Below are 14,133 nucleotides of genomic sequence, written 5' to 3'. Positions count from 1 at the left end.
TTCTGGAATGCCGTCGAAGGATCCGCCGCCGCCCGGAGGGGGCTCAACCCGTCGTCGGGCCGTCCTCGTCCAGGACCTCGGCGGCGAAGTCCCTGTCCGATTCTGCCGGTCGGGCATCCAGTTTGGCGAATCGTGGATCCTCCAGGAGTTCCTCACCGAGGTCGTCGATGACGTCGACGTCGGGCAGCAGCGGCGCCAACTCCGGAAGCTCGGCGAGCGAGGCGAGACCGAGCCGTTCCAGGAACAGTTCGGTGGTCGCGTACAGGGTGGCGTGCGAACCCTCGTCGGTGCCGGCCTCGACGACCAGCCCGCGCGCCAGCAGCGTCCGCATCACGCCGTCGACGTTCACCCCGCGGATCGCGCCGACCCGCGCACGGGTGACCGGCTGCTGGTAAGCGACGACGGCGAGCGTCTCCAGCGCCGCGCGAGTGAGTCTGGTGCGCGCGCCGTCCAGCAGCAGGTTCTCGACGTAGGGCGCGTACTCGGCGCGCGTGTAATAGCGCCAGCCGTCGCCGGCGTAGCGCAGGTCGTGTCCGCTGCCCGCCGCGGTCAGGTCGGCGGAGATGGTCCGGAGCATGCGCTGCACGCGGTCACGATCCTGCTGCACCACACCGGCCAGTTCGGCGGCGGAGATCGGCGAGTCCACCACGAGGAGGACGGCCTCGAGCGCGGCGCGCAGCTCCTCGTCGTCGAGGATCTCCTCGGCCTGCTCGGTGTCGGTCATCCGTAGTCCTCCGCCTTCTCGATGGCCTTCGCCATGCGTTCCTCGTCGGCCTCTCCGGTCCAGCCGACCTTCAATTCTCCCAGCGCCGACTCCTGGTCGAACAGCACCGCACGCTCGCGGTAGAGCTCCAGGAGCCCCAGGAAGCTGGCCACCACCTCGGTGCCGTTCACGCAGTCGGCGACCAGTTCCTGAAACGTGAGGTAGCGCCCCTCCGCCGCCTTCAGCAGCACGCTCATCCGCCGGGCCTGTTCGGGCACCGACACCGGGGAGCCGTGCAGGTGGTCGAGTCCGACGGTCGGCACCGGTTTGGGCGCCAGCGCGGCGGCGGCGATCCCGGCGAAGTGTTCGACGTCGACGCCGAGGACCACCTCGGGCAGCAGATCCGTGTAGCGCTCCTCCGGGGAGACCGCCCGCGGATAGCGTTTGAGCGCGGCGGCCTCCAGCTCGGCGAACAGCGCGGCGACCTGCTTGTAGGCACGGTACTGGAGGAGCCGCGCGAACAGGAGATCGCGGGCCTCCAGGAGTGCGAGGTCCTCGGGATCGTCCACCTCGCCCGACGGCAGCAGGCGGGCCGCCTTCAGATCGAGCAGCGTCGCCGCGATCACCAGGAACTCTGTGATCTGCTCCAGATCGGAGTCGGCTCCGAGCGCCTTGGTGTAGGCGATGAAGTCGTCGGTGACGGTGTGCAGCGCCACCTCGGTCACGTCGAGTCGGCGTCGGCTGATCAGATCGAGCAACAGGTCGAACGGACCCGTGAAATTGCTCAGCCTCACCTCGAACTTCGCGGGTCCCCCGTCCGCGGCGTCGTCCGTCGAGCCGCTGTCGGCCATCGACCGCTACTGCGGTTCGTTGCGGGCGATCACCTCTCGCGCGAGGTTCCGGTAGGCGATCGCGCCCGCCGAGGTCGGAGCCCACGAGGTGATCGGCTCGCCGGCCACGGAGGTCTCGGGGAATCGGACCGTGCGATTGACCACGGAGTCGTACACGGCATCGCCGAACACCTCCACCACGCGCGTCATCACGTCGCGCGAGTGCAGCGTGCGGGCGTCGAACATGGTCACGACGATGCCGCCGAGCCGCAGCCTCGGATTGAGGCGGTCGCGGACCTTCTCGATGGTGTCGGTCAGCAGCGCCAGTCCACGCAGACTGAAGTATTCGCACTCCATCGGGATCAGCACGTTGTCGGCGCAGGCCAGGGCGTTCACCGTGAGCAGGCCGAGCGACGGCTGACAGTCGATGAGGATGTAGTCGTACCGGTCGGCGACGGGGTGGAGCGCCCGAGCCAGCGCCTGCTCCCGTCCCACCTCGCTGACCAGCTGGATCTCCGCCGCGGAGAGGTCGATGTTCGACGGCAACAGGTCCAAGCCGTCGACGCGGGTCCGATGCAGGACGTTCTCCGTGGACGTGAACGGCGGGACCAGCAGGTTGTGCACGGTCTCCTCGAGCTCGTGATGCCGGACGCCCAGGCCCGCCGAGAGCGCCCCCTGCGGGTCCAGGTCCACCAGGAGCACCCGGCGTCCGACCTCGGCCATCGCGGCCCCGAGGTTGATGGTGGTGGTCGTCTTGCCGACGCCGCCCTTCTGGTTGCACACCGCGATGATCTTCGCCGGTCCGTGCTTCTCCTTGGGCCGCGGGTCCGGCACCTCACGGTATGGGCGCCCGGTGGGCCCAATCACCACGGCCGCGGCGCCGTCCGAGGACGACTGACCGAAGGATCCGGGCTTCGTCGAGCTCACCTGTCCGCTGCTCCTCCCCGGCGAGAACCTCGCCCATGACCGCGGACGGCACCCGCCCGCTCTTGAGTCACCCTAATGGTAGTCGTCTCTCACCCTCCTCCCTTCCGGCACACCCACCGTCGACCGCGATTCGGCGGAGACGCGGCGAGAATCCCGCTCGTGCGCTGCGAGGCATCCCTCTCCCTCGCGATATCGGTGATCCCGGTCTCACCCATTCTCGATCATACTCGAATACATGTTCGCTTCAAGTATTGATCGAACAACTCGTCAGGCGATATGATGGACACGTCGACGACGCCCGTCGTCGGTCCACGCCACAGGAGGGGAGGTCGTGATGGTCGACGACGAGTTCGACGCCCCCGCCCTCCTGGCCGACCTGACCCCGAGGGAACTGGTGGCGGTGATCGAGGCCGCGGAAGAGCATCTGGCCGTCGCCCCGCTGTCCCGGGAGTCCGAGGACGGGCTGTTGACTCTGTTGGAGAGTCGGGAACGGGCGCATTGCAAAGGAGTGGCCGTCGATGCGGCGTTGCACGTCGAGTTGTCGGATCGTGCCGCCTACACCCGGGCCGGGTATCGGACCATGCACCAGCTGTTGACGCAGGGATTGCGGATCGGCGAGGGCCGGTCCCGACAGCGACGCACGGTCGCCACCGTGATCGGCCGATTCACCTCGCTCACCGGCGAGCCGCTGGCTCCGGAGTACCCGGCGACCGCCGTCGCGGTGGCCGACGGCGCGATCGGCGCGGATCACGTGTCCGCGATCGACGAGGTGATGGACAAGATCCCCCACTCGGTCGCCCCGGACCGGCGCGCCCAGGCCGAGTCGATGCTCGCCGACGCCGCCCGCACGCTGAACCCGGCGAGCGTCGGCATGGTCGGCAACCGGATCCTGGCCCACCTCGATCCGGACGGCACGCTCGAAGACGAGACCGATCGAGCACGACGAAGCACCCTCGCCCTGTCCCCGCAGGACCGCCGCCTGATGAGCCGGATCCGCGGCTTCCTCGCCCCGGAACTGCGCGCCGAGTTCGAGGTGTTCTTCGATCAGTGGGCGGTACCGGGCATGAACAACCCCGCCGATCCGGACTCCCCGTCCGGCGCCGTCGGAGCACCCGGCGTGGATCCGGCCGTCGTCGCCGCGGCAGCCGAGCGGGACGAGCGTCTCCTCGGCCGGCGACAGCACGACGCGGTCCTGGCGATGGTGCGCTGGGTCAACGCCCAGATCGCCGAGGCACGACCGGACGGTCTGCGATCCCAGGTGGTGATCACCGTGACCGACGAGGATCTGGCCCGCCAGGCCGGGGTGGCGTGGACCGCCACCGGCACCCGGCTCCCGATCGCCGACCTGGTGAAGTACGCGGCCACCGCGGTTCCGTATCTGGCGGTGTTCGCCGAGGGCACCTCCCAGGTGCTTCACCTCGGTCGCGGCTCGCGCCTGGCCTCCCGAGCGCAACGGCTGGCGCTGTTCGCCCGCGATCGCGGCTGCACCGCTCCCGGTTGCACGCATCCGTTCAGCAGGACCCAGGCGCATCACATGCCGGACTGGGCCGACGGCGGCCCCACCGACATCGACCGTCTCGGTGCGGCCTGCGGCCGCCACAACCGGTGGAACGGCAAGAATCCGGGCCGGTGGGAGTCGATGGTGCTGGGCGACGATGCCGGCGCGAACGCCGGACGGGTCGGATGGCGGCCCGCCGGACGAGAAGGTCCATGGATCGTCAATCCGCTCTTCCATCCGGAGAAGCTCGCCACCGCTCTCGTTGATGAGTCGGTCGGTGAGTCGACGAGAGGAGATCGCAGCTCCGACGCTCCGAGCTCGCCTGCTCCGACACCGCCACCGGTGGTGAACCACCGGCTCGGCGATTCCGGGACCGACTCACCGCCGGAGGCGAAACGAACCGAGACACCGCCACCCGGCACTCGACGATCCAGCAGCGAATCCGGGGCCGAAACCCTCGTCGAACAGCTCTTGGCCGCCTGATGTCCCCCGAGAATCAGGCCGTCAGGAGTGTGCCCGAACAGATCCCGGCCCGATGGATCCCGGAGTCGGCTTCGACAAGCCTTCGTCACTTCGTTCCTCCGGCTGCTCAGCCGGCGGACAGCGGCGGCCCCCGGAATGAGTCACCGGGCGCGCGGATGCGCGGTCGCGTACACCTCGCGCATCGTGTTCACCGTGACCAGGGTGTAGACCTGTGTCGTCGTCACCGACGAATGTCCGAGCAGCTCCTGCACCACGCGGACGTCGGCGCCGCCGTCGAGCAGGTGCGTGGCGAAGCTGTGTCGCAGCGTGTGCGGCGACACCTCCTTCTCCACTCCGGCGCGGTCGGCGGCGTCGACCAGCACCTGCCAGGCGCTCTGCCGCGACAGCCGCCCCCCGCGGGCGTTCAGGAACAGCGCGGGCGTCGCCCTGCTCACCAGCGCGGGCCGCCCGCGCACCAGATACGCCTCGACCGCCGCGATCGCGGGCCGTCCGACCGGCACGATCCGTTCCTTGCCGCCCTTGCCGCGCAGCACCACGGCGCGGTGGTCGGTGTCGATGTCGTCGACGTCGAGCGCGGTGACCTCGGAGATCCGGGCCCCGCAGCTGTAGAGCAGTTCGAGCATCGCCCGGTCGCGCAGCGCCCGGGGATGGTCCGGTTCTCCCGCGGACTCCAGGATCGCCAGCACCTCGTCCACCGTGAGCGCCTTCGGCAGCCGGCGCGGCGGCGTCGGCGGACGCACCGCATGCGCGACGTCGTCGACCGTCATCCCCTCGGCCGCCGCGAACCGGTGGAACCCGCGCGCCGCCACCAGCGCACGCGCGACCGACGAGTCGGCCAGCGGCGCCACCGCACGCTCCGGGTCGCCCCGGCGCAGAGCCACCAGGAATTCGCGGACGTCGTTCTCGCCGATCTCCGCCGGCTCGGTGATCCCCCGGGCGGCCAGATACTCCGTGTACCGCACCAGGTCACGCCGGTACGACGACACCGTGTTGGCCGCGGCCCCCTTCTCCACGGTCAGGTGGTCCAGGTACCGCTGGACGGCGTCGTCGAGCGTGGCGGACGCGATCACGAGCCCAGTCTCCGCGGACGGTCGGTCCACGGCGCATCCGGCGCACGCAGCGCCGCACCGGTGTGCTCGGCCGCCGCGAGCGCCAGCACCCCGGCGACGGCGATCGCGTTCACCAGTTCCCCGGACAGTGCGGCGGCGACGGCGTCGTCGAGCGTCAACCAGCGGAGCACCAGGTCGGCCTCCTCGTGTTCGCGTTCGCCGCCGTCGATCTCGCTCAGGCCTTCGGCGAGGAACACCCGGATCGATTCGTCGGTGAATCCCGGGGAGGAGTCCAGATCGACCAGCGTCCGCCACGACGACGCGGCCAGCCCCGCCTCCTCGGCGAGTTCACGCCGGGCGGCGTCGACGGGCGTCTCCGACGGCCCGCCGTCGAGCAGTCCGGCGGGCAGTTCGAGGAGCCGTCGTCCGACCGGGTGCCGGTACTGCACCACCATCGCGATCCGTCCGTGAGCGTCGCGGGCGACGACGGCGACGGCCCCGTGTTTGGCGACCACCTCGCGACGCGCGGTGCGGCCGCCGGGCATCACCACCTCGTCGCGGCGCAACTCCAGGATCGCACCGGAGTACAGCGTCTCCGATCCCCGGACGGAGAACTCGTGCGATCCCGGAGCGCTCACCTAGACCTCCGCGGTGTCGTCGTCGGCGCTGTCGGCGTCGCCGAGCCCGGTCGGGTCGTACCCGTCGAGCTGCACCGGCAGACGCTCGGCCGCCTTGTACTTCAGCGCGGCCTCGATGAACGCCGAGAACAGCGGGTGCGGGCGCGTGGGACGGCTCTTGAGTTCCGGGTGGGCCTGCGTGGCGACCAGGAACGGGTGCACGTCGCGCGGGTACTCGACGAACTCCACCAGCGTGCCGTCCGGCGACGTACCGGAGAACTGCAGGCCGGACTCGGCGATCTTGTCGCGGTAGGCGTTGTTCACCTCGAAACGGTGACGGTGCCGCTCGGTCACCTCGGTGCCGCCGTACGACCGCGCGACCACGCTGCCCGGCGTCAGCACCGCCGGGTACGAACCCAGGCGCATTCGTGCCGCCCAGATCGGCCTCACCGGAGACGGCGGCCTCCTGGTCGGCCATCGTGGCGATCACCGGCGCCTTCGTGTCCGGATCGAACTCGGTGGAGCTCGCATCGCTCAACCCCACCGATCGGGCGGCCTCGATCACGACGCACTGCAGACCCAGGCACAGCCCGAGGAGCGGGATGCGGTTGTGCCGCGAGTACGCGATCGCGCCCAGTTTGCCCTCGATGCCGCGGATGCCGAAGCCGCCGGGGATCATGATCGCATCGACCCCGCTCAGCGCCTCGTGCGCGCCCTCCGGCGTCGCGCAGTCGTCGGACGGGACCCACACGATCTCGGTCCGCGCGTAATGCGCGAAACCGCCGGCGCGGATGGCCTCGGTCACCGACAGGTAGGCGTCGGGCAGGTCGATGTACTTGCCGACGATCGCGACGGTCACGGTCTCGCGCGGCGAGTGCACGCGGTCGAGCAGGTCACCCCACACGGTCCAGTCGACGTCGCGGAACGGCAGACCGAGCTGACGCACCACGTACGCGTCGAGTTGCTCGGAGTGCAGCACCTTGGGGATGTCGTAGATCGACGGCGCATCCGGGGTGGAGATCACGCCGTCGATGTCGACGTCGCACATCAGCGCGATCTTCTTCTTCAGCGCCTCGGGCACCGGCCGGTCGCATCGCAGGATCAGCGCGTCCGGCTGGATGCCGATGCTGCGCAGCGCGGCCACCGAATGCTGCGTCGGCTTGGTCTTGAGCTCGCCGGACGGGCCGAGGTACGGCACCAGCGAGACGTGCAGGAAGAAGACGTTCTCCCGGCCGAGGTCGTGCCGGATCTGGCGGGCCGCCTCGACGAAGGGCTGCGATTCGATGTCGCCGACGGTGCCGCCGATCTCGGTGATCACCACATCGGGTTCGGCACCACTCTCGTCGGGCTCGTGCATGGCCAGCATGCGCGACTTGAGTTCGTCGGTGATGTGCGGGATCACCTGGACGGTGTCGCCCAGGTATTCGCCGCGCCGCTCCTTGGCGATCACCGTCGAATAGACCTGGCCGGTGGTGACGTTGGCCGAGCCGCTGAGATTGCGGTCGAGGAAGCGCTCGTAGTGGCCGATGTCCAGATCGGTCTCGGCGCCGTCCTCCGTCACGAACACCTCACCGTGCTGGAAGGGGTTCATGGTGCCCGGATCCACGTTGAGATACGGGTCGACCTTCTGCATCGTCACACGCAGCCCACGCGAGGTGAGCAGTTGTCCGAGGCTCGACGCGGTCAGTCCCTTACCCAGGGACGATGCGACACCTCCGGTGACGAAGATGTGCTTGGTTCCTGGCTGCTGTTGGCGCAGTGATCGCAAACTGAATGCTCCCGTCAAGGCTGAATACCTACGGGATTTCAGGCTATCACCATCGGCGGCCGTCGGAGACCGACACTCTCCGACGATCAGGGGTTCGGCGGCTCGACAGTGATCGACGACGCACCCGGACCGGTCCCGTAAGCCCCGGAACGTCCGTGCCTCTCGGAGTCGAGCGCGAGCATCACGGTGACCCGACCGGTCGACGTCTCAACGTCGTCGACCGTCGACAACGCGTTGCCCAGCGTCGGATCGGCGCGGACGACGGCGACCGGCGACCCGCCCGCGGCCGAGCCCGTTCGGCCCGCCAGGATCCCGCCTTGACCGCGGGTGACCAGCGACGACGTCAGACGCGCGACGAGCTGTCCCTGAGTGCCCGAGTCGGCGCTCAGCTCGCCCCCGGTCACGACCATCGCCAGGCGCGCCGAGGTGACGGTCCCGTCGGCGTATTCGAGGAAACCGCCCTCGCGCAGCGCGGAGAGGGCGATCTCCCGGTCGGCTTCGGCAGCCGGTCGTGCTCCCTCCCGGAACATCACCGCCATGCCCAGCAGGTCGCCCACCCGGGATCCCGAATCGGTGAAGTCGCCCCGCAGGCGCTGCCCGCGCGGGACCGCCTGGTCGACGATGGAGGTGACCGTCGCCGCGTTCTGGTCGCGCACCAGCTTGGCGGTGAGGCCGAGTTGTCCGGCGAACACCGCGCCGGCGTCGTTCAGCAGTCCCTTGAGGGCCTCGACGTCGGATTCGGCCGCGTTCGGCGTGGTCACCACCAGGACGGGCTGGTCTTTCAGGATGCCGCCGACGAGTCGCGGGGTGACGCCTTCGAGGAAACCCCGGTCGACGTTCACCTGGCGGGCGAGTCCGTCGCGCTCGGCCTGGGTCTGCCCCAGCCGGTCACGCTCGGTGCCGGTCAGCGCGTTGACCCGGTCGCCGAGGTAGCCCGATCCGAGGAACAGGCCCAGGGCCAGGGCCAGGAACACCGCGATCAGCGAGATCGCGTGCTGCCGCATCGTCAGCATCAGTCGCCGGCCCTCCAGCCGCCGACCCATCCGGTCACGGTGTCCCACCGGTGACCGAACCACTCGCCGATCCCCGATCCCATTCCGGGATCGGTCAGCAGCAGCACGGTGATCAGCACGATCAGCGCGGCGAGCAGCAGCATCGCGACCACGGCGCCGCCGACGCGACTGCGGTACAGCGTGGCGACGGCCTTGGCGTCGACGATCTTCTGCCCCACCTTGAGTCGGGTGAGGAAGGTCGACGGGATCTGGTCGCGGCGGGAGCGGTCGAAGAAGTCTTCGAGCGAGCCGCCGAGTCCGACGGTGACGATCAGATCGGCGCCGTGGAAGTCGGCGAGCAGCAGCGCCAGATCGCCGGCCGAACCGATCGCGGGGAACGTGACGGCGCCGATCCCGAGATCCTGGATCCGCTCCAGACCCACGGCGTGCCCGTCCGGGTCGGCGGGCAGCACCAGTTCGGCCCCGGATTTGAGGGTCGCGTCCTTGAGTTCGTCGGGATCCCCGACGATCACGGCCGGGTGGTAGCCGGCCTTGGTCAGGGTCTCGGCGCCGATCCCGACGCCGATCATGATCGGCTGGTACTCCTTGATGAACGGCTTGAGGGCCTTCAGGTCGGCGGCCCGATCGGAGCCGTCGCCCACCACCACCACGTGGCGGCCCTCCAGCTTCACGTTCAGCTCGGGCACGCCGACGCCGTCGATGAGCAGCGGCGATTCGCTGCGGATGAACTCGAGCGCGTTGCCGGAGAACGCCTCCAGGTGGTCCACCAGACCGGTCTTGGCCTCGAGCATGCGATCGGCGACGGCGATCTCGTCGAGTTCGGTGCCCCGCGCCACCACGCGGTCGCCCAGGTAGAGCCTGCCGTCGTGCAGACGCACCTTGGCGCCGTCCTTGACCCGCGCGAACACCTCGGGCCCCACCGAGTCGAGCAGCGGGATGCCCGACGCGGCGAGCACCTCCGGCCCCAGGTTCGGGTAGCGCCCGGTGATCGACGGCGAGGCGTTCACCACCGCCGTGACCTCGGCCTCCACCAGGGCATCCGCGGTGAGACGGTCCAGGTCCACCTCGTCGAGCACGACGATGTCACCGTGGCCGACGCGCTCGAGGAGTCGTTTGGTCCTCTTGTCGATGCGCGCGATACCGGTGGTACCGGGCAGTTCCTCGGTGCGGCGACTGAGCAGGGCTGGCATCCTCATGCGTTCGATCCTGATCGCCGACCCGACCGATCACACGGAGGCGCGCCGTAACACCCTCAACTTTTGCCCCACACAGATCAAGAAACCCTTGAGTCACACGGGTTCACCCTGATCTCACCGGCGTTCGGCGCGCACCGCCTCGGCGGTCTGCAGCAGTTCCTCCGCATGCGCACGACCGGTCTCCGAATCACCCAGGCCCGCCAGCATGCGCGCCAGCTCCGAGACCCGTTGCTCCCGGCTCAGCTCGGTCAAGGTGGACGTCTGCCGCCCCTTCGACCCGCCGCCGACCTTGCCGATCACCAGATGGTTGTCGGCGAACGCGGCGACCTGCGGCAGATGAGTCACGACGATCACCTGGTGACGGCCGGCCAGCCGGGCCAGCCGCGCACCGATCTGCACCGCGGCCGCGCCGCCGACACCGGCGTCCACCTCGTCGAACACCATCACCCCGCCCGCATCCGGTTCGGCGAGCACCACCTCCAGCGCGAGCATGACGCGCGAGAGCTCACCGCCGGACGCCGACTTCCCGATCGGCAGCGGTCGGGCGCCCTTGTGCGCGACCAGCCCGAACTCGACGCGATCGGCGCCGTCCGGACCGGCCTGAGCCCGCCGGCCGTCGACGGTGATCGCGAGCCGATCGTCGTCGTCGGCGGGGACGAGGTCCACGGTGACGGCCAGTTCGCTGCCGCCCATCGCCAGACCCGCCAATTCGGCGGAGACCTTCTTGCCCAGCGTCCCGGCCGCCCCGGCCCGCGCCTTGTGCAGTTTCGCGGCGAGTTCGGCGACCTTCTCCCGTTCGGCCTCGGCACGCGCCTCCAACTCCTCGATCGACGACTCCGGGTCCTCGATCTGCGCCAGCCGCGCCCGCGCCTCGTCGGCCCAGGCGATCACGCCGTCGACGTCGGCGGCGTATTTGCGCGTGAGCATCTTGAGTTCGGCCTGCCGATTGAGCAGCGCGTCGAGATCGTGCGCGTCGCTGGGCAGTCCGCCCAGGTACGACGACAACTCGTCCCCGAGGTCGTTGACCACCAGCAGCGCCTCCTCGATCCTCGGGAGCAGACCGCGCAACGCCTCGTCGTCGGCCGCTTCGAGCAGCGAACGGGCGCCGCCGAGAGCTTCGATCACGCTGCCGTCCATGCCGCCGTCGCCGACCACGGCCCGATGCGCCCCGGCCGCGGCGGCCCGCAGGTCCTCCAGGTCGGTCAGGCGCCGGATCGTCGAGATCAGTTCGGCGTCCTCCCCCGGCTCGGGCGAGACGGCGTCGATCTCCTCCAGGCCGAAGCGGAGCCGGTCGGCCTCCTGCGCCAGCGCCCGGGAGTCGGCCCGGCGTCGTTCCACCTCGTCCACGGTGGCCAGCCAGCGCGCCCGCGCCGCCCGATACCTGGTCAGGGCCAATGCCGCCCGGCTGCCCGCGTACCGGTCCAGCGCGGCCCGCTGCTGCTCGGCGCGGGCCAGCCGCAGCTGATCGTTCTGACCGTGGATCGCCAGGAGTTCACCGGTCAGCTCACCGAGGGTCGCCGCGGGCACCGAGCGTCCGCCCAGATGCGCCCGCGAACGGCCGTCGGCGTTGACCGTCCGGGCGGCGATGATCGTCTCGTCGTCGTCCAGGACGGCCCCGGTGGCCTCGAGCACCTCGGCGATCGCGGCCGGCCGGGAGTCGGCGGGCGGCAGCCGGAAACGGCCTTCCACGACGGCGCGGTCGTCGCCGGTGCGCACCCGGCCGGCATCGGCCCGCGCCCCGGACAGCAGCCGCAGACTGGTGACGATCATCGTCTTTCCGGCACCGGTCTCACCGGTGAGCACGGTGAACCCGGGAGAGAATTCGGTGGTCGCGGATTCCAGGACGCCGAGTCCGCGGATCGAGAGCTCTTCGAGCACGGGTTACTGACTCCTCCCTCGCCAGCCGGTCACCGGCAGCGAGAACTTGGTCACGAGACGGTCCGTGAACGGCTCGTTGCCGATCCGGATCCACTGCAGTGTCTGATCGGCGCGTCGCACCTCCACGCGCGCCCCCGCCGGGACCTCCAGGATCCGGCGGCCGTCGCACAGTGCGACCGCGGGACGACCGGCGGCGTCGACCTCCACCGCGATCCGCGAACGCGGGCTGGTGACGAGCGGACGCGCGAACAGCGCGTGGGCGTTGTTGGGCACCACCAGGATCGCTTCGAGATCCGGCCACATCACCGGGCCGCCCGCCGAGAACGCGTAGGCGGTGGAACCGGTGGGGGTGGAGATCAGCAGCCCGTCGGCGCCGAACGCCGAGACCGGTCGCCCGTCCACCTCGGTGACCATCTCCAGGACGCCGTTGTGCGACCGGTTCTGGATGGCCACCTCGTTGAGCGCCCACGACCGCCCCAGCACCGCGCCGCCCTGGGCGTCGACCACGGTCACGTCGAGGACCATCCGGTCCTCGAGGCGGTAGTCCCCGTTCACCAGGTGTTCGAGGACCTCGTCGAATGCGGTTCGCCTCGGCCTCGGCCAGGAACCCGATGTGCCCCAGATTGACGCCGATCACCGGCGCATCGGCGGGATAGGCCAGCTCCGCGGCCCGCAGGAACGTCCCGTCGCCGCCCAGGACCAGGGCCAGCTCGCAGCCGGCGGCCGTCTCCGGACCGGCGTGCACCACCTCGACCTCGGCACCCGTCGCGCGCAGGCTCTCCGGATCGATCGGATGCCACGGATGGTCCGGCGACTCCGACGGAAGACGGGTGTCGTGGTGCAGCACCCGCAATGTGATCCCCGCCTCGGCGCAGCGACGCCCCACCGTCGTGAGCGTCTCGGTCACCTCGTCCCGGCGGGTGTGCGCGACGACGAGGAACGTCCGCCGGTCGACGGCGGTCGAATCCTGAACGCTCATCGGTGCTCCCCTCGTGTCTGATGTTCGACTGCGCTGACCGGCAGCCGGGCAGCGACTCCTCGCGCGTGGACCGCGCTACTGCGGTCCACGCGCGACTGCTGCGTGAATCTGCTCCACGGTATCGTCCGGTACCGACAGATCCGTGCCGGCGTCGGGTTTGTGCAGCCAGAGGAAGTATTCGACGTTCCCCGACGGTCCCGGGAGCGGGCTGGCCTCCACCGCCCGGACGACGAGTCCCTGCGCCGCGGCCGCCGCGGCGACGTCGACCACGGCCTGCGCCCGCAACGCCGGATCCCGGACCACGCCGCCCGCGCCGACACGTTCTCTGCCCACCTCGAACTGCGGCTTGACCATCGGCAGATAGTCGCCGCCGGGACGCAGACACGATGCGAGCGCCGGCAGCACCAGTTTCAGCGAGATGAACGAGAGATCGGACACGATCAGATCGACCGGCCCGCCGATGGCCTCGGGAGTCAGGTGACGCACGTTGGTGCGGTCGTGGACGTGCACGCGGTCGTCGGTCTGCAGGCGCCACACCAGTTGTCCGTAGCCGACGTCGACGGCCTCCACCTCGGTGGCGCCGCGCCGCAGCAGCACGTCGGTGAAACCGCCCGTCGACGCGCCCGCATCGAGGCATCGTCGTTTCTCGACGACGAAGCCGAGCGGACCGAACGCGTCGAGCGCACCGATCAGCTTGTGGGCGCCGCGGGACGCCCAGTCCTCGGACTGCGTCTGAGTCACCAGCACGGGCGTGTCCCGGCCGATGTTGGTCGCCGGTTTGGTCGCCACCGTGCCGTTGACCTTCACGTGCCCGGCATCGATCAGTTCGCGGGCCTGCTCCCGGGACCGGGCGAGTCCCCGGCGGACCAGTTCCGCGTCCAGGCGGGCGCGGGCGGCCATCAGTTCCCGCCCCGGATGTTGTCGTCAGCCACGGCCGACCTCCTCGAGCGTCGCCGACAACGCATCGTGCGCCCGCACCAGCAGTTCGCCCTGGCGACTCAGCGCCGCGAGGGAGAACGCTCCCTCGGCCGACTCCCGGATCGAGGCGGCCTGCGCGAGCAGTTCGCGCACCTCTCCGGTCACCGGATGATCGGCGGGATCACCCGGTTCGGCGGTCGTCTGGGCGGCCCGGGCGGCGAGTGCGGCCGGGGACGGCATCGGCGTGTCAGATCCGGTCATGGCGTGTTCAGGC

Annotated in this window: 11 protein-coding genes and 2 pseudogenes; 1 reads left to right on the top strand and 12 read right to left on the bottom strand. The window is 70.3% G+C overall.

The genetic code is table 11. The features are described 5' to 3' along the window. Positions 1-43: 43 nt before the first annotated feature. Genes scpB through QM809_RS12515 form a run of 3 tightly spaced genes read right to left on the bottom strand, consistent with a single transcriptional unit; the run spans position 44 to position 2,403 of the window. Positions 44-724 (bottom strand): SMC-Scp complex subunit ScpB, encoded by a 681-nt coding sequence (scpB, locus tag QM809_RS12525; protein WP_415046099.1) that lies wholly within the window; start codon positions 722-724, stop codon positions 44-46. Further along, positions 721-1,554 (bottom strand): segregation and condensation protein A, encoded by an 834-nt coding sequence (locus QM809_RS12520; protein WP_415046098.1) that lies wholly within the window; start codon positions 1,552-1,554, stop codon positions 721-723. Before QM809_RS12520 ends, scpB begins: the two co-directional genes overlap by 4 nt. Before the next feature lie 6 nt (positions 1,555-1,560). Beyond that, positions 1,561-2,403 (bottom strand): ParA family protein, encoded by an 843-nt coding sequence (locus tag QM809_RS12515; RefSeq protein WP_415047079.1) that lies wholly within the window; start codon positions 2,401-2,403, stop codon positions 1,561-1,563. A 391-nt stretch (positions 2,404-2,794) separates the two neighbouring features. On the opposite strand from QM809_RS12515, the gene QM809_RS12510 reads away from it, so the two are divergent. Then, positions 2,795-4,441, top strand: coding sequence for a DUF222 domain-containing protein (locus QM809_RS12510; RefSeq protein WP_415047078.1), 1,647 nt, complete (start codon positions 2,795-2,797; stop codon positions 4,439-4,441). A 140-nt stretch (positions 4,442-4,581) separates the two neighbouring features. Here the strand turns inward: QM809_RS12510 and xerD are convergent, their stop codons facing one another. The 9 genes and pseudogenes from xerD to QM809_RS12465 all read right to left on the bottom strand — a co-directional run bounded on the left by xerD (position 4,582) and on the right by QM809_RS12465 (position 14,120). Further along, positions 4,582-5,508 carry a site-specific tyrosine recombinase XerD gene (xerD, locus tag QM809_RS12505; RefSeq protein WP_415047077.1) on the bottom strand — a complete coding sequence of 309 codons (927 nt, stop codon included), beginning with the start codon at positions 5,506-5,508 and terminating at the stop codon, positions 4,582-4,584. Beyond that, the gene (locus tag QM809_RS12500; RefSeq protein ID WP_415046097.1) at positions 5,508-6,128 is read right to left on the bottom strand and encodes an NUDIX domain-containing protein; all 621 of its coding nucleotides are present in this window, start codon (positions 6,126-6,128) and stop codon (positions 5,508-5,510) included. Before QM809_RS12500 ends, xerD begins: the two co-directional genes overlap by 1 nt. Further along, positions 6,129-7,875 (bottom strand): annotated as a pseudogene (locus tag QM809_RS12495) (CTP synthase). Positions 7,876-7,961: 86 nt separating this feature from the next. Beyond that, positions 7,962-8,888 (bottom strand): copper transporter, encoded by a 927-nt coding sequence (locus tag QM809_RS12490; protein WP_415047076.1) that lies wholly within the window; start codon positions 8,886-8,888, stop codon positions 7,962-7,964. Then, the gene (gene steA / locus QM809_RS12485) at positions 8,888-10,078 is read right to left on the bottom strand and encodes a putative cytokinetic ring protein SteA (protein WP_415047075.1); all 1,191 of its coding nucleotides are present in this window, start codon (positions 10,076-10,078) and stop codon (positions 8,888-8,890) included. The genes QM809_RS12490 and steA overlap by 1 nt, the downstream gene beginning before the upstream one ends. Before the next feature lie 120 nt (positions 10,079-10,198). Then, positions 10,199-11,962, bottom strand: coding sequence for a DNA repair protein RecN (gene recN / locus QM809_RS12480; RefSeq protein ID WP_415046096.1), 1,764 nt, complete (start codon positions 11,960-11,962; stop codon positions 10,199-10,201). A 3-nt stretch (positions 11,963-11,965) separates the two neighbouring features. Further along, positions 11,966-12,941 (bottom strand): annotated as a pseudogene (locus QM809_RS12475) (NAD kinase). 75 nt (positions 12,942-13,016) lie between these two features. Beyond that, on the bottom strand, positions 13,017-13,841 hold the full coding sequence (locus QM809_RS12470; RefSeq protein ID WP_415046095.1) for a TlyA family RNA methyltransferase: 825 nt from the start codon (positions 13,839-13,841) through the stop codon (positions 13,017-13,019). Between the two features lie 24 nt (positions 13,842-13,865). Continuing rightward, positions 13,866-14,120 carry a hypothetical protein gene (locus QM809_RS12465; RefSeq protein ID WP_415046094.1) on the bottom strand — a complete coding sequence of 85 codons (255 nt, stop codon included), beginning with the start codon at positions 14,118-14,120 and terminating at the stop codon, positions 13,866-13,868. Between the last annotated feature and the right edge of the window lie 13 nt (positions 14,121-14,133).

Origin of the sequence: Gordonia sp. (in: high G+C Gram-positive bacteria), from assembly GCF_047600385.1 — a bacterium.
GTDB lineage: Bacteria > Actinomycetota > Actinomycetes > Mycobacteriales > Mycobacteriaceae > Gordonia.
This window is presented reverse-complemented; position numbering and strand designations above follow the sequence as displayed.